The organism is Streptomyces sp. NPDC031210 (assembly GCF_055570395.1).
In genome coordinates this window covers 39127-58200 of the sequence record NZ_JBVIHH010000029.1, presented here as the reverse complement: position 1 = coordinate 58200, position 19074 = coordinate 39127, and the positions used below count along the sequence as shown (strand labels likewise).

The 19074-nt window shown below is 72.3% G+C and carries 17 protein-coding genes; 14 read left to right on the top strand and 3 right to left on the bottom strand.

Going from position 1 to position 19074, the window contains the following annotated elements:
- Positions 1-240 precede the first annotated feature (240 nt).
- The 7 genes from ACZ45Z_RS32630 (at position 241) to ACZ45Z_RS32600 (ending at position 9579) form a co-directional block, all read left to right on the top strand.
- Positions 241-2160, top strand: a complete 1920-nt coding sequence (locus ACZ45Z_RS32630; protein WP_468370310.1) for an acyl-CoA dehydrogenase family protein — start codon at positions 241-243, stop codon at positions 2158-2160.
- Positions 2161-2260: 100 nt separating this feature from the next.
- A complete protein-coding gene (gene dxr / locus ACZ45Z_RS32625; RefSeq protein ID WP_468370307.1) occupies positions 2261-3535 on the top strand; it encodes a 1-deoxy-D-xylulose-5-phosphate reductoisomerase in 1275 nt (424 codons plus the stop codon).
- Positions 3532-4833: a M50 family metallopeptidase gene (locus ACZ45Z_RS32620; RefSeq protein ID WP_468370305.1), complete on the top strand. Its 1302-nt coding sequence runs from the start codon at positions 3532-3534 to the stop codon at positions 4831-4833. The genes dxr and ACZ45Z_RS32620 overlap by 4 nt, the downstream gene beginning before the upstream one ends.
- Positions 4834-5021: 188 nt before the next feature.
- A complete protein-coding gene (gene ispG / locus ACZ45Z_RS32615; RefSeq protein WP_468370302.1) occupies positions 5022-6200 on the top strand; it encodes a flavodoxin-dependent (E)-4-hydroxy-3-methylbut-2-enyl-diphosphate synthase in 1179 nt (392 codons plus the stop codon).
- A gap of 173 nt (positions 6201-6373) precedes the next feature.
- On the top strand, positions 6374-7219 hold the full coding sequence (locus ACZ45Z_RS32610; protein ID WP_468370299.1) for a GNAT family N-acetyltransferase: 846 nt from the start codon (positions 6374-6376) through the stop codon (positions 7217-7219).
- Between the two features lie 25 nt (positions 7220-7244).
- Positions 7245-7781, top strand: a complete 537-nt coding sequence (locus ACZ45Z_RS32605) for a GNAT family N-acetyltransferase (RefSeq protein ID WP_468370296.1) — start codon at positions 7245-7247, stop codon at positions 7779-7781.
- An 88-nt stretch (positions 7782-7869) separates the two neighbouring features.
- Entirely contained in the window at positions 7870-9579 is a 1710-nt protein-coding gene (locus ACZ45Z_RS32600; protein WP_468370293.1) for a proline--tRNA ligase, read from the top strand.
- 69 nt (positions 9580-9648) lie between these two features.
- Here the strand turns inward: ACZ45Z_RS32600 and ACZ45Z_RS32595 are convergent, their stop codons facing one another.
- From ACZ45Z_RS32595 to ACZ45Z_RS32585, 3 genes are all read right to left on the bottom strand, one after another.
- A complete protein-coding gene (locus ACZ45Z_RS32595) occupies positions 9649-10560 on the bottom strand; it encodes an aminoglycoside phosphotransferase family protein (RefSeq protein ID WP_468370290.1) in 912 nt (303 codons plus the stop codon).
- 49 nt (positions 10561-10609) lie between these two features.
- Positions 10610-11089 carry a ferritin-like domain-containing protein gene (locus tag ACZ45Z_RS32590; RefSeq protein ID WP_468370287.1) on the bottom strand — a complete coding sequence of 160 codons (480 nt, stop codon included), beginning with the start codon at positions 11087-11089 and terminating at the stop codon, positions 10610-10612.
- Positions 11090-11243: 154 nt separating this feature from the next.
- Positions 11244-11774, bottom strand: coding sequence for a hypothetical protein (locus tag ACZ45Z_RS32585; protein WP_468370285.1), 531 nt, complete (start codon positions 11772-11774; stop codon positions 11244-11246).
- A 118-nt stretch (positions 11775-11892) separates the two neighbouring features.
- Between ACZ45Z_RS32585 and rimP the strand changes: the two genes are divergently transcribed.
- The 7 genes from rimP (at position 11893) to truB (ending at position 19057) form a co-directional block, all read left to right on the top strand.
- Positions 11893-12426: a ribosome maturation factor RimP gene (rimP, locus tag ACZ45Z_RS32580; RefSeq protein WP_468370283.1), complete on the top strand. Its 534-nt coding sequence runs from the start codon at positions 11893-11895 to the stop codon at positions 12424-12426.
- A gap of 2 nt (positions 12427-12428) precedes the next feature.
- A complete protein-coding gene (gene nusA, locus ACZ45Z_RS32575) occupies positions 12429-13421 on the top strand; it encodes a transcription termination factor NusA (RefSeq protein WP_468370281.1) in 993 nt (330 codons plus the stop codon).
- A gap of 121 nt (positions 13422-13542) precedes the next feature.
- Positions 13543-13833 carry a YlxR family protein gene (locus tag ACZ45Z_RS32570; protein ID WP_468370279.1) on the top strand — a complete coding sequence of 97 codons (291 nt, stop codon included), beginning with the start codon at positions 13543-13545 and terminating at the stop codon, positions 13831-13833.
- Between the two features lie 171 nt (positions 13834-14004).
- Positions 14005-17127 carry a translation initiation factor IF-2 gene (infB, locus tag ACZ45Z_RS32565; RefSeq protein ID WP_468370277.1) on the top strand — a complete coding sequence of 1041 codons (3123 nt, stop codon included), beginning with the start codon at positions 14005-14007 and terminating at the stop codon, positions 17125-17127.
- A gap of 124 nt (positions 17128-17251) precedes the next feature.
- Positions 17252-17545, top strand: coding sequence for a DUF503 domain-containing protein (locus ACZ45Z_RS32560; RefSeq protein ID WP_468370275.1), 294 nt, complete (start codon positions 17252-17254; stop codon positions 17543-17545).
- A gap of 76 nt (positions 17546-17621) precedes the next feature.
- A complete protein-coding gene (gene rbfA, locus ACZ45Z_RS32555) occupies positions 17622-18080 on the top strand; it encodes a 30S ribosome-binding factor RbfA (protein ID WP_468370272.1) in 459 nt (152 codons plus the stop codon).
- On the top strand, positions 18077-19057 hold the full coding sequence (truB, locus tag ACZ45Z_RS32550) for a tRNA pseudouridine(55) synthase TruB (protein ID WP_468370269.1): 981 nt from the start codon (positions 18077-18079) through the stop codon (positions 19055-19057). Before rbfA ends, truB begins: the two co-directional genes overlap by 4 nt.
- The last annotated feature ends 17 nt before the right edge of the window (positions 19058-19074 follow it).

Genomic DNA, 19074 nt, shown 5'->3' with positions numbered 1-19074 from the left:
CCCCCCCCCCCCCCCCCCCCCCCCCCCCCCCCCCCCCCCCCCCCCCCCCCCCCCCCCCCCCCCCCCCCCCCCCCCCCCCCCCCCCCCCCCGCCCCCTCCACCCGGAGCGCCACCGCCCGCATCGCCCCCGCGCCACCACTGGTGCAACCCGTACGGATCGGGAACCCTCTCAAGTAGCACTGACCGGCTGGCCGTCCGGCCCGCCGGTGCAGACCCGATCCGCGGCGAGGTGAGCTCCTGATGACCGCTCCGTCCACCCGCAACGTTTCCGAGCGCGAGGCGCGCCAGGTCGCCGAGGCGGCCCGCGAGCAGGACTGGCGCAAGCCCAGCTTCGCCAAGGAACTGTTCCTGGGGCGCTTCAGGCTCGACCTCATCCATCCCCACCCCACCCCCGCCGCGGACGACGTCCGCCGGGGCGAGAAGTTCCTGGCCACCCTCCGCGACTTCTGCGACACGAAGATCGACGGCGCCCGGATCGAGCGCGAGGGACAGATCCCGGACGAGACCGTCGACGGGCTCAAGCAGCTCGGCGCGCTCGGCATGAAGATCGACACCAAGTACGGCGGCCTCGGCCTCACCCAGGTCTACTACAACCGGGCCCTGTCCATGGTCGGCACCGCCAGCCCCGCCATCGGCGCCCTGCTCTCCGCCCATCAGTCGATCGGCGTACCGCAGCCGCTGAAAATCTTCGGCACCCAGGAACAGAAGGACGCCTTCCTGCCGCGCTGCGCCCGCACCGACCTCTCCGCCTTCCTGCTGACCGAGCCGGACGTCGGCTCCGACCCCGCCCGGCTCGCGACCACCGCCGTCCCCGACGGCGAGGACTACGTCCTGGACGGCGTGAAGCTGTGGACGACCAACGGCGTGGTCGCCGACCTGCTCGTGGTGATGGCACGGGTACCGGCCTCCACCGGCCACAAGGGCGGCATCACCGCGTTCGTCGTCGAGGCCGACTCGCCGGGCATCACCGTCGAGAACCGCAACGCCTTCATGGGCCTGCGCGGCCTGGAGAACGGCGTCACCCGCTTCCACCGGGTACGCGTCCCCGCCGCGCACCGCATCGGCCCCGAGGGCGCCGGCCTCAAGATCGCCCTGACCACGCTCAACACCGGCCGCCTCTCGCTGCCCGCCATGTGCGTCGGCGCGGGCAAGTGGTGCCTGAAGATCGCCCGCGAATGGTCCGGCGTCCGCGAGCAGTGGGGCAGGCCCATCGCCCGGCACGAAGCCGTCGGCGCCAAGATCTCCTTCATCGCCGCGACGACCTTCGCCCTCGAAGCCGTCGTCGACCTCTCCTCCCAGATGGCCGACGAGAACCGCAACGACATCCGCATCGAGGCGGCCCTCGCCAAGCTCTTCGGCTCCGAGATGGGCTGCCTGATGGCGGACGAACTGGTCCAGATCCGCGGCGGCCGCGGCTACGAGACCGCCGACTCCCTCGCCGCCCGCGGCGAACGCGCCGTCCCCGCCGAACAACTGCTGCGCGACCTGCGGATCAACCGGATCTTCGAAGGCTCCACCGAGATCATGCACCTGCTGATCGCCCGGGAGGCCGTGGACGCCCACCTCTCCGTCGCCGGCGACCTCATCGACCCCGACAAGTCCCTGGCGGACAAGGGGCGGGCCGCGGCCAGGGCCGGCGGATTCTACGCCCGCTGGCTGCCCAAACTCGTCGCCGGCCCCGGCCAACTCCCCAGCACCTACCAGGAGTTCGGCGAACTCGCCGGGCATCTGCGCTACGTCGAACGGGCCTCGCGCAAGCTCGCCCGCTCCACCTTCTACGCCATGTCCCGCTGGCAGGGCCGGATGGAGACCAAACAGGGCTTCCTCGGCCGGATCGTCGACATCGGCGCCGAACTCTTCGCCATGAGCGCGGCCTGCGTACGGGCCGAACACCTGCGCGTCACCGGCGACACCGGCCGCGAGGCCCACCAGCTCGCCGACGCCTTCTGCCGGCAGTCCCGCCTCCGCGTCGAAGAACTCTTCGGCCGGCTGTGGGCCAACACCGACGACCTCGACCGCAAGGTCGTCTCCGGCGTGCTCGCCGGCGACTACACCTGGCTGGAAGAGGGCATCGTCGACCCCAGCGGCGACGGCCCCTGGATCGCCGCGGCCACCCCCGGCCCGAGCACCAAGGACAACGTCCGCCGGCCGATCCGCTGAAGCGGGCGCGCGGGCCGCGACGCTCGTACGGGTGGCCGAGCCGGGCCGCCCGTACGAGGCGGTGCCCCGGGCCCCTCGCCGACCGGCCACAATGGACCGCATGACGGACTCCCTCGCCCACCCGCACCTGAGCTTCGAGCCGGCGCCCGCCGGCCCGGAAGCGCCGCGGGGCCCCCGCACCCTCGTCGTCCTCGGATCGACCGGCTCGATCGGCACCCAGGCGATCGACATCGTGCTGCGCAACCCCGACCGCTTCCGCGTGACCGCGCTGTCCGCGGCCGGCGGCCGGGTGGAACTGCTCGCCGAGCAGGCGCACCGGCTGCGGGTGGCGACCGTCGCCGTCGCGCGCCAGGACGCCGTTCCCGCGCTGCGCGAGGCGCTGGCCGCGCGGTACGGCGCGGGCGAGCCGCTGCCGGAGGTGCTGGCCGGCCCCGACGCGGCCACCGAACTCGCCGCCTCCCCCTGCCACACCGTCCTCAACGGCATCACCGGCTCCATCGGCCTCGCCCCCACCCTCGCCGCCCTCAGCGCGGGCCGGGTGCTCGCCCTGGCCAACAAGGAGTCGCTGATCGTCGGCGGACCGCTGGTCAAGGCGCTCGCCGCCCCCGGCCAGATCATCCCCGTCGACTCCGAGCACTCCGCGTTGTTCCAGGCACTGGCCGGCGGCGCCCGCGCCGAGGTCCGCAAGCTCGTCGTCACCGCCTCCGGCGGCCCCTTCCGGGGACGGACCAGGCGCGAGCTGGCCGGCGTCACCCCGGACGACGCCCTCGCCCACCCCACCTGGGCGATGGGCCCGGTCATCACCATCAACTCCGCGACGCTGGTCAACAAGGGCCTGGAGGTCATCGAGGCGCACCTGCTCTTCGACGTCCCCTTCGACCGCATCGAGGCCGTCGTCCATCCGCAGTCCTACATCCACTCGATGGTGGAATTCACCGACGGCTCCACCCTCGCCCAGGCCGGCCCGCCCGACATGCGGGTGCCGATCGCGCTGGGCCTGGGCTGGCCCGACCGGGTGCCCGACGCCGCCCCCGCCATCGACTGGACCACGGCGCACCACTGGGAGTTCTTCCCCCTGGACACCGAGGCGTTCCCCGCCGTCGACCTGGCCTGCCACGTCGGCGGCCTGGGCGGCACCGCCCCCGCCGTCTTCAACGCGGCGAACGAGGAATGCGTCGACGCGTTCCTCGCCGGCGGGCTGCCGTTCACCGGCATTGTGGATACGGTCGCCGAAGTGGTCGCCGAACACGGCACGCCCGCGGAGGGAACCTCCCTGAGCGTCGCGGACGTCCTGGAGGCCGACACCTGGGCGCGCGCCCGCGCCCGCGAACTGGCCGCCCGTGCGGCACGTACACCCTCGGAGGTTCGCGCATGACGACCTGGATGACCATCCTGGGCATAGTCGTCTTCGTCGTCGGCCTGCTCTTCTCCATCGCCTGGCACGAACTCGGCCACCTCTCCACCGCCAAGATGTTCGGCATCCGGGTGCCGCAGTACATGGTGGGCTTCGGACCGACGCTCTTCTCCCGCAAGAAGGGCGACACCGAATACGGCATCAAGGCCGTCCCGCTCGGCGGCTACATCCGCATGATCGGCATGTTCCCGCCCGGCGAGGACGGCAAGCTCCAGGCCCGCTCCACCTCCCCCTGGCGCGGCATGATCGAGGACGCCCGCTCGGCGGCCTTCGAGGAGCTGCGGCCGGGCGACGAGAAGCGGCTGTTCTACACCCGCAAGCCCTGGAAACGCGTCATCGTCATGTTCGCCGGCCCGTTCATGAACCTGATCCTCGCGGTCGTGATCTTCATGAGCGTGCTGATGGGCTTCGGCATCAAGACCCAGACCACCCAGGTCGGCTCCGTCTCCGACTGCGTGATCTCCGCCTCCGCCAAGACCGACAAGTGCCCCGCCGGCGCCAAGGACTCCCCGGCCAAGGCCGCCGGACTGCGCGCCGGCGACAAGATCGTGTCCTTCGACGGCCGGCCCGTCCCCGACTGGGGCACCCTCCAGCAGCGCATCCGCGACACCACCGGGCCCGCCACGCTCGTCGTCGAGCGGCACGGCGCCCGCATGACGCTGCACGCCGACCTCATCGAGAACAAGGTCGCCAAGACCGACGGACACGGCGGCTACGTCGTCGGCGAGTTCGTCACCGCCGGATTCCTCGGCTTCACGCCCGCCAGCGGCGTCGTCCCGCAGACCTTCGGACAGTCCGTGGACCGCATGGGCAACATGGTCGAGCAGGGCGTCAGCTCCCTGATCCACCTGCCCGACAAGGTCCCCGACCTGTGGGACGCCGCCTTCAACGGCGCCGAGCGCAAGCAGGACTCCCCGATGGGCGTGGTCGGCGCCGCCCGCGTCGGCGGCGAGGTCTTCTCCCTGGACATCCCGCCGGAGCAGCGCGTGGCGACCATGCTCTTCCTGGTCGCCGGCTTCAACCTCTCGCTGTTCCTGTTCAACATGCTGCCGCTGCTGCCACTGGACGGCGGGCACATCGCCGGCGCCCTGTGGGAGTCCGTGCGCCGCGCCTTCGCCCGCCTCTTCCGGCGCCCCGACCCCGGCCCCTTCGACGTGGCCAAGCTCATGCCGGTCGCCTACGTCGTCGCCGGCGTCTTCGTCTGCTTCACGCTGCTGGTGCTGGTCGCCGACGTGGTGAATCCGGTGAAGCTCACCTGAGTGCCCGGCCCGGCCGCCGCCCCTGGCGCGCGGCGGCCGGGCGCGAGGCCGGATGGGCGTGCGCGCCCGCCTTCTTTCGAGGGGGCGCCAGGGATCGATGTGCCGAGGGCGAGCCCCGTGCCGTAATCTCGATGGCTGGAGCCCGCCGAATTCGGGACCTTGATCCACACCTTGGGGTTGCTCGCCAGATGACTGCCATTTCACTGGGAATGCCGGACGTACCGACCAAGCTCGCCGACCGCCGGGTCAGCCGCAAGATCCAGGTCGGTACGGTCGCCGTGGGCGGAGACGCACCGGTCTCGGTGCAGTCGATGACGACGACACGCACGTCCGACATCGGCGCCACGCTCCAGCAGATCGCCGAGCTGACCGCCTCCGGCTGCCAGATCGTCCGCGTCGCCTGCCCGACCCAGGACGACGCCGACGCGCTGCCCGTCATCGCCAAGAAGTCGCAGATTCCCGTCATCGCGGACATCCACTTCCAGCCCAAGTACGTCTTCGCCGCCATCGACGCCGGCTGCGCCGCGGTCCGCGTCAACCCCGGCAACATCAAGCAGTTCGACGACAAGGTCAAGGAGATCGCCAAGGCGGCCTCCGACGCGGGCACCCCGATCCGGATCGGCGTCAACGCCGGCTCGCTCGACGCCCGGCTGCTGAAGAAGTACGGCAAGGCGACCCCCGAGGCCCTCGTCGAGTCCGCCCTGTGGGAAGCGTCCCTCTTCGAGGAGCACGGCTTCCGCGACATCAAGATCTCGGTCAAGCACAACGACCCGGTCGTGATGGTCAACGCCTACCGCCAGCTCGCCGCCCAGAGCGACTACCCCCTCCACCTCGGCGTCACCGAGGCCGGCCCCGCCTTCCAGGGCACCATCAAGTCCGCCGTCGCCTTCGGCGCGCTGCTCGCCGAGGGCATCGGCGACACCATCCGCGTCTCGCTGTCCGCGCCGCCCGCCGAGGAGGTCAAGGTCGGACTCCAGATCCTGGAATCCCTCAACCTCCGCCCGCGCCGCCTGGAGATCGTCTCCTGCCCCTCCTGCGGCCGCGCCCAGGTCGACGTCTACAAGCTCGCCGACGAGGTCACCGCGGGCCTGGAGGGCATGGAGGTGCCGCTGCGCGTCGCCGTCATGGGCTGCGTCGTCAACGGCCCCGGCGAGGCCCGCGAGGCCGACCTCGGCGTCGCCTCCGGCAACGGCAAGGGCCAGATCTTCGTCAAGGGCGAGGTCATCAAGACCGTCCCCGAATCGAAGATCGTCGAGACCCTCATCGAAGAGGCCATGAAGCTCGCCGCGCAGATGGAGAACGACGGCATCGCCTCCGGCCCGCCGGTCGTCACCGCCGCCGGCGAACCGGCCGGCGCCACCGGCTGACACCCCCCGCACCGCGCCGATGAGCCCCGCCGCCCACCCGGGCCGCGGGGCTCACCGCTGCCATCTCACCGGCCGCCCCGCGGGGCCGGGCCCCGGCGCGCGAGGGGAGGTAAAGTGCCAAGACCTGCTCCCGCCTGGCCTCCCAGGCCCGCAACGGTGAGGCTTTCCGACACGTGCTGACGACCACCACCATCAAGGTCCTCGAGCCCGGGGAGCTCGACGACGCCCTCGCGGTCCTGGACCGCGATCCGGTCGCCAACGCCTTCGTCGCCGCCCGCGTACAGGTCGCCGGCCTCGACCCCTGGCGGCTCGGCGGAGAGATGTGGGGCTGGTACGTCCAGGGCCGCCTGGAATCCCTCTGCTACGCCGGCGCCAACCTCGTCCCCGTCTGCGCCACCTCCGAAGCCGTCCGCGGCTTCGCCGAACGCGCCCGCCGCCAGGGCCGCCGCTGCTCCTCCCTCGTCGGCCCGGCCGGCCCCACCGCCGAACTGTGGTCCCTCCTCGAACCCCACTGGGGACCCGCCCGCGAGGTCCGCCCCCACCAGCCCCTGATGGTCACCGCCTCGCCCTCCACCGAGATCACCCCCGACCCGTACGTACGGCGCATCCGCAAGAACGAAATGGACATGATCATGCCCGCGTGCGTGGCCATGTTCACCGAGGAAGTCGGCATCTCCCCGATGGCCGGCGACGGCGGCCTCCTCTACCAGGCCCGGGTCGCCGAACTCGTCGGCTCCGGCCGCTCCTTCGCCCGCATCCAGGACGGCAAGGTCATCTTCAAGGCGGAGATCGGCGCCGCCACCCCCAAGGCATGCCAGGTCCAGGGCGTGTGGGTCGACCCCGCCCACCGCGGCCGGGGCCTGTCCGAAACCGGCATGGCCGCCGTCCTGCGCTACGCCCTCAGCGACGTCGCCCCAGTCGTCAGCCTCTACGTCAACGACTACAACACCGCCGCCCGCGCCTCCTACCGCCGCGTGGGCTTCCGCGAAGTCGGCGCGTTCATGAGCGTGCTGTTCTGACCCGCCGCCTTGTACGCTCCCGCACATGGATGACGTCGCGGTCGGCCCCCTTGACCTCGCTGCCCGCGTGGACGAAGCGCTCGCGGTCCAGGCGCGCGCGTTCGGCCTGAACGACGACGAGATCGCCGTCCGCCGCGAGATCGTCCTGCGCCACCTGGGCTGCCCCGGCGCCCGCGCCCTCGGCGCCACCACCCCCGACGGCCGCCTCCTGGGCTTCGTCTACGGCATGCCCAACGACCGCGCCCACTGGTGGTCCACCGTCGTCGAGCCCTACCTGCGCGGCGAGGGCCTCGACCACTGGCTCGACGACTCCTTCGTCGTCACCGAACTCCACGTCGACCCCGCCCACCACAACCGGGGCATCGGCCGCGCGCTGATCACCCGCCTCACCGACGAGGCCCGCCAGCCGCGCAGCATCCTCTCCGCCATCGACACCGAGAGCCCCGCCCGCGGCCTGTACCGCTCCCTGGGCTACCGCGACCTCGCCCGCCGCGTCCTCTTCCCCAGCGCCCCCACCCCGTACGCCGTGATGGGCGCGCCCCTGCCGCTGCTGCGCCCCTGACGCCCGCCGGCGCGGAACGCATTTCCGTGCGCCACATCCCTGCGGCTAACCTCCAGGGAGTCACCTTTCTTACGCAGGAGAATCTCCCATGGCCAACGCCGCACAGGTCCAGCGCATGTCCCGCTTGATGATCAAGACGCTGCGTGACGACCCGGCCGACGCCGAGACCGCCAGCCACAAGCTGCTCGTGCGCGCCGGATACGTCCGCCGTACCTCCGCCGGCGTCTGGAGCTGGCTGCCGCTGGGCAAGAAGGTCCTGGAGAACGTCTCCCGCGTCGTGCGCGAGGAGATGGACGCCATCGGCGCCCAGGAAGTCCTCCTGCCCGCCCTGCTGCCCAAGGAGCCCTACGAGGCCACCGGCCGCTGGGAGGAGTACGGCGACCAGCTCTTCCGCCTCAAGGACCGCAAGGGCGCCGACTACCTCCTCGGCCCCACCCACGAAGAGATCTTCACCCTCACGGTCAAGGACCAGTGCACGTCCTACAAGGACCTGCCGGTGATCCTCTACCAGATCCAGACCAAGTACCGTGACGAGGCCCGCCCCCGCTCCGGCGTGCTGCGCGGCCGCGAGTTCCAGATGAAGGACTCGTACAGCTTCGACACCACCGACGAGGGCCTCGCCGAGTCCTACGCCCTGCACCGCGCGGCCTACGCCAAGATCTTCGAGCGCCTCGGCCTGGACTACCGCATCGTCTCCGCCGTCTCCGGCGCGATGGGCGGCTCCGCCTCCGAGGAGTTCCTCGCCCCCGCCGCCGCCGGCGAGGACACCTTCGTCGACTGCCCGGCCTGCGACTACGCCGCCAACACCGAAGCCGTCACCGCCAAGATCGCGCCCGTCGACGGCTCCGCGCACGGCCCCGTCGAGGAACTGGACACCCCCGACACCCCCACCATCGAGACGCTCGCCGCGTACCTCGACGTCCCCGCCTCCGCGACCCTGAAGAACCTCCTGGTCAAGGTCGACGGCGAGATCGTCGCCGTCGGCGTCCCGGGCGACCGCGAGGTCGACCTCGGCAAGCTCGGCGAGCACCTCGCCCCGGCCACCGTCGAGCTGGTCACCGCCGACGACTTCACCGACCGCCCCGACCTCGTCCGCGGCTACGTCGGCCCGCAGGGCCTGGCCGGCAAGTCCTTCCGCTACATCGCCGACCCCCGCGTCGCCCCCGGCACCTCCTGGATCACCGGCGCCAACAAGCCCGGCACGCACGCCAAGAACGTCGTGTGCGGCCGCGACTTCGAGGTCGACGACTACCTCGACGTGGTCGTCGTCGAGCCCGGCGACCCCTGCCCCGAGTGCGGCACCGGCCTGCGCATCGACCGCGCCATCGAGATCGGCCACATCTTCCAGCTCGGCCGCAAGTACGCCGACGCCTTCGAACTCGACGTCCTCGGCCAGAACGGCAAGCCCACCCGCGTCACCATGGGCTCCTACGGCATCGGCGTCTCCCGCGCGGTGGCCGCCCTCGCCGAGCAGACCCACGACGAGTCCGGCCTGTGCTGGCCCCGCGAGATCGCCCCGGCCGACGTCCACGTCGTCGCCGCCGGCAAGGCCAAGCAGACCGAACTCGCCCTGGAGGTCGGCGAGCGGCTCGGCGCCGCGGGCCTGCGCGTCCTGGTCGACGACCGGGCCGGCGTCTCGCCCGGCGTGAAGTTCACCGACGCCGAACTCCTCGGCGTCCCGACCATCCTCGTCGCCGGCCGCCGCGCCGCCGAAGGCATCGTCGAGGTCAAGGACCGCCGCACCGGCGAGCGCGAGGAACTGACGGTCGAGGAGGCCGTCGCCCGCCTCAGCGCCTGACCCCCACGCGCAACGGGCCGGCCGGGAACCTCCCCGGCCGGCCCGTTCGCCGTCGCACCCCGCGGCCCCCTACAACCAGGCCGCGAACTCCAGCAGCAGCTCACCGCGCTGCCGGTCACCCGCCGCCGACTCCCGCACGCCCGCCGCCACCGCCCGGTACAGCGTCCAGTCCCGCAGCCGGTCCCGGTCCACCTCCAGGGAGTCGGCCAGCTTGGCCACCCTGCGCCGCGCCGCCGCGGCCGCGCCCGAGCCGGCCGCCAGATCCTCGAACCGGTCCAGCACCAGCCGCGCCAGGTCGTACGCCCGCTCCCCGACCACCGGCGCCGGGCCGATCGCCAGCCACGGCATCCGCTCACCGGCCAGCACCTTGCCCTGCCGGAACGCGCCGTGCAGCAAGAACTCCTCCGTGCTGCCCGCCGGCAGCGCCCGGCGCAGCTCCGCCGCCTCCTCGACCAGCGGCCCCGCCACCGCCGTCAGCGCGCCCGCCGCGCGCAGCGCCGCCACCGCGCTCTCGGTACGGCCCGCCAGCGTCTCGAAGGGATGCCCCTCGGCCGGCGCCACCCACAGACGCCGCACCGTGCCGGCCGCCTCCAGCAGCGCCTTGGCCTCCGGCAGCGACCGCAGCGACACCGCGCCCCGCAGCTTCTCCAGCAGCAGCGCGCCGCCGGCCTCGTCCTGCCGCAGCAGCCGCACCGCGCCCCAGCCGTCCCACGCCTGAAGCGCCGCGCCCTCGTGCGCGGAGACCCGCCCCGGCACCGGGAACTTCAGCGCCGCGGGCGTCCCGTCCTGCTGCCGCACGAGCGCCACCAGGCTGCTGCGGCCGCCGGGCGCGTGGATCCTCTCCAGCGTCAGCTCCCAAGCGTCCAGCCGCTCCTGAACCCGCGTGGGCAGCGACTCCAGCCAGTCCCTTACGGAACCGTCCGGATCGCCGCTCAGCGAGTTCACCAACCGTTGCGGCGGTTCGATGGGTGCCGTTGCCATACTTGAGCTGTCCCTTTCCTGGGGCGGTGACCGCGGGGCGGCCGGTCGTTCAGAGCGCGTCCGAGGAAGCGCTCGCGGAATCGGAGGGAACACCGGCCGCGGCCCGTTCCACGAGCCCAGGGAAGGCTACGCCGCTGCCCCGCCAGCGCACCGCCCGCACCGCCGCCTCACGCAGCGCGGCCGCCGCCTCCGCGCGGCGCGCCTCTCCGCCGGCCCGTACGAGGTCGGCGTAGACGGCCGCCAGACGGTCCTCCAACTCCGCGGCGAGCCGGGCCGCGGCGGCCGCGTCCGGTACCGGGAAGGGCAGTTCGTACGCGGCGGCCGCGGCGCGCGGCTTCCCGCCCAGATCCCGCACCGTACGCCGCAACGCGTCCCGGCGCGCACGGTGCCCGTCGTACGCCGCCCGCGCCTCCTCGCTCCGCTCCCCGGCGATCCGCCCGCCGACCACGCCGTACCCGTACACGGCCGCGTGCTCGGCGGCCAACGCGGCCTGCACGGCGGTGAGCTCGTCGCTCGTCTCGTCTGTCATTGTCTTGTTCGCCCTGTTCGTTCTTGTTACCGGTGTGTGGGGGCCCCGGTGCGCGGCCCCCCGTGGAACACACGAACCCCGCCCGCCCCCGGCGGCACATCAGCCACAGCCGGCCCGCACGGCAAGACGCGGCCCGGCCCCGCCAGGCCCCCGCTCACGCCCCCGTCTCCCCGAGCAGGTACGCGTGCGCCGCCCCCGCCGCCGCCACCGAGGCCAGCAGCCGGGCCAGCTCCGGCGGGGCGGCGGTCAGGGCCTTGGCGCGGGTGTCGGCCAGCCGGCGCTCCGCTTCGGCGAGGGCCGCGCGCGCCGCCTTCTCGTCGGGCGGTACGTCCGGCGCCGCGCGGCCGGAACGGGTGGCGGCGGGGGAGCGGGTCGCGGAGGCGCCGCCGAACGCCTCGGCGTGCCGGGCGACTTCGGCGCGCAGCGGCCGCAGCCGCGCGCCCAGCGCCGGGTGCGCGCCCAGCGTCGCGTCGTAGCGCGCGAGCAGCGCCACGCTGTCGCGCGCCGCGTGCCGGCGCAGCCGGGCGGCGGCGGAGGAGTGTTCGACCGGCTGCGGGCCGGAGTCGTCGGAGCAGCCCGTCAGCAGGGCCGCGCCCCCGAGCGCGGCGCCGGCCAGCAGGGTCCTTCTACGCGTGAGCGCGACGTTCGGCACGTTCCACTTCCCGGGGTCTTCCGTAGTGATCACCGCTGGCGAGCGTAGCCGTGACGAGTCACCGAATCGTCAGTACCCCGCCGGAACCGATAGGCTTTGACCCGACACGCGACCTACCCACAACAGCACACGCGGCCGAGGAGTCACCCGGATGAGCACCACCCAGAGCGAGAGGCTGCGCGGATTGCTTGAACCGCTCGTCGCCGCGCGAGACCTGGATCTGGAAGAGATCGAGGTGACGCCCGCAGGCAAGCGGCGTGTGCTGAGGATCGTGGTCGATTCCGACGACGGCGTCCAGCTCGACGAGTGCGCCGAGCTGAGCCGCGAGGCCTCCCAGGTCCTGGACGACTCCGATGTGATGGGTGGCGCCCCCTACACCCTTGAGGTGACCTCTCCCGGCGCCGACCGGCCGCTGACCGAGCTGCGGCACTACCGCCGCGCCGTCGGCCGGCTCATCAAGGCCCAACTCCACGAGGGCGGAGAGCTGGTGGCGCGGATCACCGCCGCCGACGACGAGGGTCTGGACCTGGAGATTCCGGGTGTCAAGGGCCGCAAGCCGACCGCCCGCCGGGTCTCGTTCGACGAGATCGCCAAGGCGCGCGTCGAGCTGGAGTTCAACCGCAAGTCCGACAAGCGCGACGCGCAGCACGACGAGAAGATCGACGAGAACAAGGAGGAGGCGTAGCCGTGGATATCGACATGAGTGCCCTGCGGGGCTTGGTGCGGGAGAAGGAGATCTCGTTCGACCTGCTGGTCGAGGCGATCGAGTCGGCCCTCCTCATCGCGTACCACCGCACCGAGGGAAGCCGCCGGCAGGCGCGGGTGGAGCTGGATCGCGCCACCGGACATGTGACGGTGTGGGCGAAGGAGGACCCGGCCGAGCTGGAGGAGGGCGCCGAGCCCCGCGAGTTCGACGACACTCCGTCCGGGTTCGGGCGGATCGCGGCGACCACCGCCAAGCAGGTCATCCTGCAGCGGCTGCGGGACGCCGAGGAGGAGATCACCTTCGGCGAGTTCGCCGGGCGTGAGGGCGACGTCATCACCGGCGTCGTCCAGCAGGGCAAGGACCCCAAGAACGTCCTGGTCGACATCGGCCGCATGGAGGCCATGCTGCCGGTCCAGGAGCAGGTCCCCGGCGAGGACTACTCCCACGGCACCCGTCTGCGCTCGTACGTCGTCCGGGTGGTCAAGGGTGTCCGCGGCCCGTCGGTGACGCTGTCGCGCACGCACCCCAATCTGGTGAAGAAGCTGTTCGCCATGGAGGTGCCGGAGATCGCGGACGGTTCGGTGGAGATCGCCGCCATCGCCCGCGAGGCCGGTCACCGCACCAAGATCGCCGTACGGTCCACCCGCTCCGGCCTGAACGCCAAGGGTGCCTGCATCGGCCCGATGGGCGGCCGGGTGCGCGCCGTCATGGCCGAGCTGCACGGCGAGAAGATCGACATCGTGGACTGGTCGGACGACCCGGCCGAGCTGGTGGCGCACGCGCTGTCGCCGGCGCGGGTCAGCAAGGTCGAGATCGTGGACCTGGCGGCCCGGTCCGCCCGGGTGATCGTGCCCGACTACCAGCTTTCGCTGGCCATCGGCAAGGAAGGGCAGAACGCCCGGCTCGCCGCCCGTCTCACGGGCTGGCGGATCGACATCCGCCCCGACACCGAGCAGCCGGCACCACAGGACTGAACCACCGGGCACCGCCGTGGCCGAAAACAAGCGGTCGCGGCGGTTCACCGGGAATTCTGAGAAGCCGTTCGGGCTTTACCCCATCAGGGGTGAGGCCGGCTCGGGGAGGTAGACTTAAGCAGTGTCTGGTCGGACGCATGCCCGCGCATGCCCTGAGCGAACCTGTCTGGGATGCCGGGAGCGAGCGGCCAAGGGCGATTTGCTGCGCATCGTGGCGATCGAGGGTGAGTGTGCCCCCGATCCGCGCGGTACGCTGCCCGGCCGGGGTGCTTACGTACACCCGACACTGGTCTGTCTCGACCTGGCGGTCCGCCGCCGGGCGTTTCCCCGGGCCTTTCGGGGCCGGGGGCCGTTCGACACGACGGCCTTGCGCCGGCATGTCGAGCGCACCGAGCAGTCACCGTTGCACTAGCGCACGACGAACGCACAGCACGAAACGCACAGCGCACGGAAAACCGTGCGGTCAGGTACCTCGCGAGTCGGAAGTAGGTCGAGATTGCGATGAGCACTCGATGAGTACGCGATGAGTACGCCCATGAAGTAGCGACGGTCCGGTGGACAACCCGGACCTAGAAGGAGCGAAGTGGCTAAGGTCCGGGTATACGAACTCGCCAAGGAGTTCGGCGTTGAGAGCAAGGTCGTCATGGCCAAGCTCCAAGAACTTGGGGAATTCGTCCGTTCGGCGTCCTCGACGATCGAGGCGCCGGTTGTTCGCAAGTTGACCGACGCTTTCCAGGCAGGCGGCGGCAGTGGCCGCGCCTCTGGCAAGCCCGCGGCGCCGCGCAAGTCGGCGCCCGCCAAGCCGTCCCCGTCGGCCCCGTCGCCGGCGCAGGCGGCCCGTCCGGCTGCCCCGAAGCCGGGCGCCCCCAAGCCGGGCCCCGCGGCTCCGGCCCCGGCCGCCCCCGAGGCGCCGCAGGCCCCCGCGGCCCCGAAGAGCACTCCCGCCGCCGGCCCCACGCCGGGCCCGCGCCCCGCGCCGGCGACTCCCGCGGCGCGTCCCGCCGCGGCTTCCAAGCCCGCTCCGGCCGCCCCCGCGCAGCCCGAGTTCACGGCTCCGCCGTCCGCTCCGGCAGCTCCGGCCGCCGGTCAGTCGGCTCCCCGCCCCGGTGCCACTCCCGGCCCGCGTCCGGCCCGTCCGGCGCCCGCCCAGGGTGCGCAGGGTGGTCAGCGCGGTAACGCTCCGCGTCCCGGTGGCGACCGCCAGGGCGGCCGTCCCGGCGGTGCGCGTCCGTCCGGGCCCCGTCCGGGCAACAACCCCTTCACCTCCGGTGGCTCCACGGGCATGGCCCGTCCGCAGGCCCCCCGTCCCGGTGGCGCCCCGCGTCCCGGTGGCCAGGGTGGTCCCGGCGGCCCACGTCCGCAGGGCGGCGGCCAGGGTGCCCCCCGTCCCCAGGGCCAGGGTGGCGCGCGTCCCACTCCCGGTGGGATGCCCCGTCCGCAGGGTGCGGCCCCCGGTGGCGCTCCGCGTCCCGGTGGCGGCGTTAACCGTCCGAACCCGGGCATGATGCCGCAGCGTCCCGCTGCCGGCCCGCGTCCGGGCCCCGGTGGCGGCGGCGGTCGCGGTCCGGCCGGTGCCGGTCGTCCCGGCGGCGGCGCGGGTCGTCCCGGTGGCGGCGGCGGCTTCGCCGGTCGTCCCGGTGGCGGCGGCGGTGGCGGTCGTCCGGGTGGCGGCGGTGGCTTCGCCGGTCGTCCCGGTGGCGGCGGTCCCGGTGGTGGCGGCGGCTTCGGCGGTCGTCCCGGCTTCGCGGGCCGTCCCGGCGGCCCCGGTGGCCGTGGTGGCACGCAGGGCGCCTTCGGTCGTCCCGGCGGTCCGGCGCGTCGTGGCCGCAAGTCGAAGCGGCAGAGGCGCCAGGAGTACGAGGCCATGCAGGCCCCGTCGGTCGGCGGCATCATGCTGCCGCGTGGCAACGGTGCGACGGTTCGCCTGTCGCGCGGTGCCTCGCTGACGGACTTCGCCGAGAAGATCAACGCCAACCCGGCGTCGCTCGTCCAGGTCATGCTGAACCTGGGTGAGATGGTCACCGCGACGCAGTCGGTCTCCGACGAGACGCTGCAGCTCCTCGCCGACGAGATGAACTACGTCGTCGAGATCGTCAGCCCCGAGGAGGAGGACCGCGAGCTTCTCGAGTCCTTCGACATCGACTTCGGTGAGAACGAGGGCGGCGAGGAAATGCTCGTCGCGCGTCCGCCGGTGGTGACCGTCATGGGTCACGTCGACCACGGTAAGACGCGACTGCTCGACGCGATCCGCAAGACGAACGTCATCGCGGGCGAGGCCGGCGGCATCACCCAGCACATCGGTGCCTACCAGGTCGCGACGCAGGTCAACGACGAAGAGCGTCGGATCACCTTCATCGACACCCCCGGTCACGAGGCGTTCACCGCCATGCGTGCCCGTGGTGCCAAGTCGACCGACATCGCGATCCTCGTGGTGGCGGCCAACGACGGTGTCATGCCGCAGACGATCGAGGCGCTGAACCACGCCAAGGCGGCCGACGTGCCGATCGTGGTCGCGGTCAACAAGATCGACGTCGAGGGTGCCGACCCGACCAAGGTGCGCGGTCAGCTCACCGAGTTCGGGCTGGTGGCCGAGGAGTACGGCGGCGACACGATGTTCGTCGACATCTCCGCCCGTGAGGGTCTGAACATCGACCAGCTCCTGGAGGCCGTGGTCCTGACCGCGGACGCCTCGCTCGACCTGCGCGCCAACGCGGAGCAGGACGCGCAGGGCATCGCGATCGAGGCTCACCTCGACCGTGGCCGCGGCGCCGTGGCGACCGTCCTGGTCCAGCGCGGCACGCTGCGCGTCGGCGAGACGATGGTGGTGGGCGACGCCTACGGCCGCGTCCGGGCGATGCTCGACGACAAGGGCAACAACGTCGAGGAAGCGGGTCCCTCGACCCCCGTCCTCGTCCTGGGTCTGACCAACGTGCCGGGTGCCGGCGACAACTTCCTGGTTGTCGACGAGGACCGTACGGCCCGCCAGATCGCCGAGAAGCGCGCGGCGCGTGAGCGCAACGCGGCCTTCGCCAAGCGCACCCGCCGGGTGTCGCTGGAGGACCTGGACAAGGTGCTCAAGGCCGGCGAGATCCAGCAGCTCAACCTCATCATCAAGGGCGACGCGTCCGGTTCGGTGGAGGCTCTCGAGTCCTCGCTGCTCCAGCTCGACGTCGGCGAAGAGGTCGACATCCGGGTGCTGCACCGCGGCGTCGGTGCGGTCACGGAGTCCGACATCAACCTGGCGTCCGGCTCCGACGCGATCGTCATCGGCTTCAACGTGCGCGCCGAAGGCCGTGCCACGCAGATGGCCGACCGCGAGGGCGTCGACGTCCGGTACTACTCGGTCATCTACCAGGCGATCGAGGAGATCGAGGCGGCCCTGAAGGGCATGCTGAAGCCGGAGTACGAGGAGGTCGAGCTCGGTACCGCGGAGATCCGCGAGATCTTCCGCTCGTCCAAGCTCGGCAACATCGCGGGTGTCCTCATCCGCTCCGGCGAGGTCAAGCGCAACACCAAGGCGCGCCTCATCCGCGACGGCAAGGTGGTCGCGGAGGACCTCAACATCCAGGGTCTGCGCCGCTTCAAGGACGACGTCACCGAGATCCGGGAAGGCTTCGAGGGCGGTATCAACCTCGGAAACTTCAACGACATCAAGGTCGACGACGTCATCGCGACGTACGAGATGCGGGAGAAGCCGCGCGGCTGATCACGTAGCGCGTACCGGGGCCGGTCGGCGGAGCATATTTCCGTCGATCGGCCCCGGCCGTTGCGTGTACGGTTTCGAGTGACTCCCACGCCTAAGGCCCCACGGGTGGCTTGACCCGTCATACATGTACGTAGGGACGCTGTCCTTCGACCTGCTTCTCGGCGACGTTCGGTCGCTCAAGGAGAAGCGCTCCGTCGTCCGCCCGATCGTCGCCGAGCTGCACCGCAAGTACGCGGTGAGCGTCGCGGAGGTCGGGGACCAGGACCTCTACCGCAGGGCCACCATCGGCCTCGCGGCGGTGTCCGGGGACGCCGGGCACCTCACGGAAGTCATGGACCACTGCGAGCGCCTGGTCGCCGCACGGCCCGAAGTGGAGCTGCTGTCGGTACGACGGCGGCTGCACGGCGACGACGACTGAACGCACCGGGCCCTCCGGGCCGGGCGCGTCGTCGCCGGTGGAAGCACAATTGTGGAAACAAGAAGGAGACGGACCAGTGGCCGACAATGCGCGGGCGAAGAAGCTGGCGGACCTCATCCGGGAGGTGGTCGCCCAAAAGCTCCAGCGCGGAATCAAGGACCCGCGGCTGGGCACGCACGTGACCATCACGGACACCCGGGTCACCGGCGACCTGCGGGAGGCGACGGTCTTCTACACGGTTTACGGCGACGACGAGGAGCGGGCCAGCGCCGCCGCCGGGCTGGAGAGCGCCAAGGGCATCCTGCGCTCCGCGGTCGGGGCGGCGGCGGGGACGAAGTTCACGCCCACCCTGACCTTCGTGGCGGACGCCCTGCCGGAGACCGCCAAGACGATCGAGGACCTGCTCGACAAGGCACGGGCCTCGGACGCCAAGGTGCGCGAGGTGTCCTCGGGCGCCCAGTACGCCGGCGAGGCGGACCCGTACCGCAAGCCGGGCGAGGACGACGAGGACGACGAGGGCACAGCGGCAGAATGAAGCGTCAGAGCGACAAGCCGATCGGGAGTGGCGAGCACGCGGCGCCCTCCGGCAAGGACGGCGGGGGGCGACGGGCGGGACTCGTCATCGTCGACAAGCCGTCCGGCTTCACTTCGCACGACGTCGTGGCGAAGATGCGCGGTATGGCCCGCACCCGCCGGGTCGGGCACGCCGGCACGCTCGATCCGATGGCGACGGGCGTGCTCGTCCTGGGCCTGGAGCGGGCGACGAAGCTGCTGGGCCATCTCGCGCTGACGGAGAAGGAGTACGTCGGCACGATCCGGCTGGGGCAGACCACGATCACCGATGACGCGGAGGGCGAGATCACCGCGTCGAAGGCGGCGCACGGTCTGGCCCGCGCGGACATCGATGCCGGTGTCGCCGAACTCTCCGGCGCGATCATGCAGATCCCGTCGAAGGTCAGCGCCATCAAGATCGACGGCAAGCGGTCGTACTCGCGTGTCCGCGACGGCGAGGAGGTGGACATCCCGGCCCGGCCGGTCACCGTCTCCTCCTTCGTCGTGCACTCCGCGCACGAGTCCGAGGCCGAGGACGGCACCCCGGTGACCGACCTGCTGGCCTCCGTGGAGTGCTCCTCCGGCACCTACATCCGCGCCCTCGCCCGCGACCTGGGCGCGGCGCTGGGCGTCGGCGGCCACCTCACCGCGCTGCGGCGCACCCGGGTCGGCCCGTACAAGCTGGACCGGGCCCGCACTCTGGAGCAGCTCCAGGCCGCGGTGGACGACCCCGAGGGCGAGGGGTTGCCGGTGATGCCGATCGGTGACGCGGCGGCCGCGGCGTTCACCCGCTGGGACGTCGCCGAGCAGCAGGTGCGCCTGCTGCTGAACGGCGTACGGATCCCGATGCCGCTGTTCGACGGGGACGGGCCGGTCGCGGCCTTCGCGCCGGACGGCACGTTCCTGGCCCTGGTGGAGAACCAGGGCGGGAAGGCCAAGAGCCTGGCGGTCTTCGCCTGACGGCGGTAGGACCCCAA

Coding starts and splice junctions, on each gene's coding strand:
- ACZ45Z_RS32600 (WP_468370293.1), top strand. CDS start 7,870: ATGGCCAACGCCGCACAGGTCCAGCGCATGTCCCGCTTGATGATCAAG.
- rimP (WP_468370283.1), top strand. CDS start 11,893: ATGAGCACCACCCAGAGCGAGAGGCTGCGCGGATTGCTTGAACCGCTC.
- ACZ45Z_RS32620 (WP_468370305.1), top strand. CDS start 3,532: ATGACGACCTGGATGACCATCCTGGGCATAGTCGTCTTCGTCGTCGGC.
- ACZ45Z_RS32590 (WP_468370287.1), bottom strand. CDS start 11,089: ATGACAGACGAGACGAGCGACGAGCTCACCGCCGTGCAGGCCGCGTTG.
- dxr (WP_468370307.1), top strand. CDS start 2,261: ATGACGGACTCCCTCGCCCACCCGCACCTGAGCTTCGAGCCGGCGCCC.
- ACZ45Z_RS32560 (WP_468370275.1), top strand. CDS start 17,252: ATGTACGTAGGGACGCTGTCCTTCGACCTGCTTCTCGGCGACGTTCGG.
- ACZ45Z_RS32595 (WP_468370290.1), bottom strand. CDS start 10,560: ATGGCAACGGCACCCATCGAACCGCCGCAACGGTTGGTGAACTCGCTG.
- ACZ45Z_RS32630 (WP_468370310.1), top strand. CDS start 241: ATGACCGCTCCGTCCACCCGCAACGTTTCCGAGCGCGAGGCGCGCCAG.
- ispG (WP_468370302.1), top strand. CDS start 5,022: ATGACTGCCATTTCACTGGGAATGCCGGACGTACCGACCAAGCTCGCC.
- truB (WP_468370269.1), top strand. CDS start 18,077: ATGAAGCGTCAGAGCGACAAGCCGATCGGGAGTGGCGAGCACGCGGCG.
- ACZ45Z_RS32605 (WP_468370296.1), top strand. CDS start 7,245: ATGGATGACGTCGCGGTCGGCCCCCTTGACCTCGCTGCCCGCGTGGAC.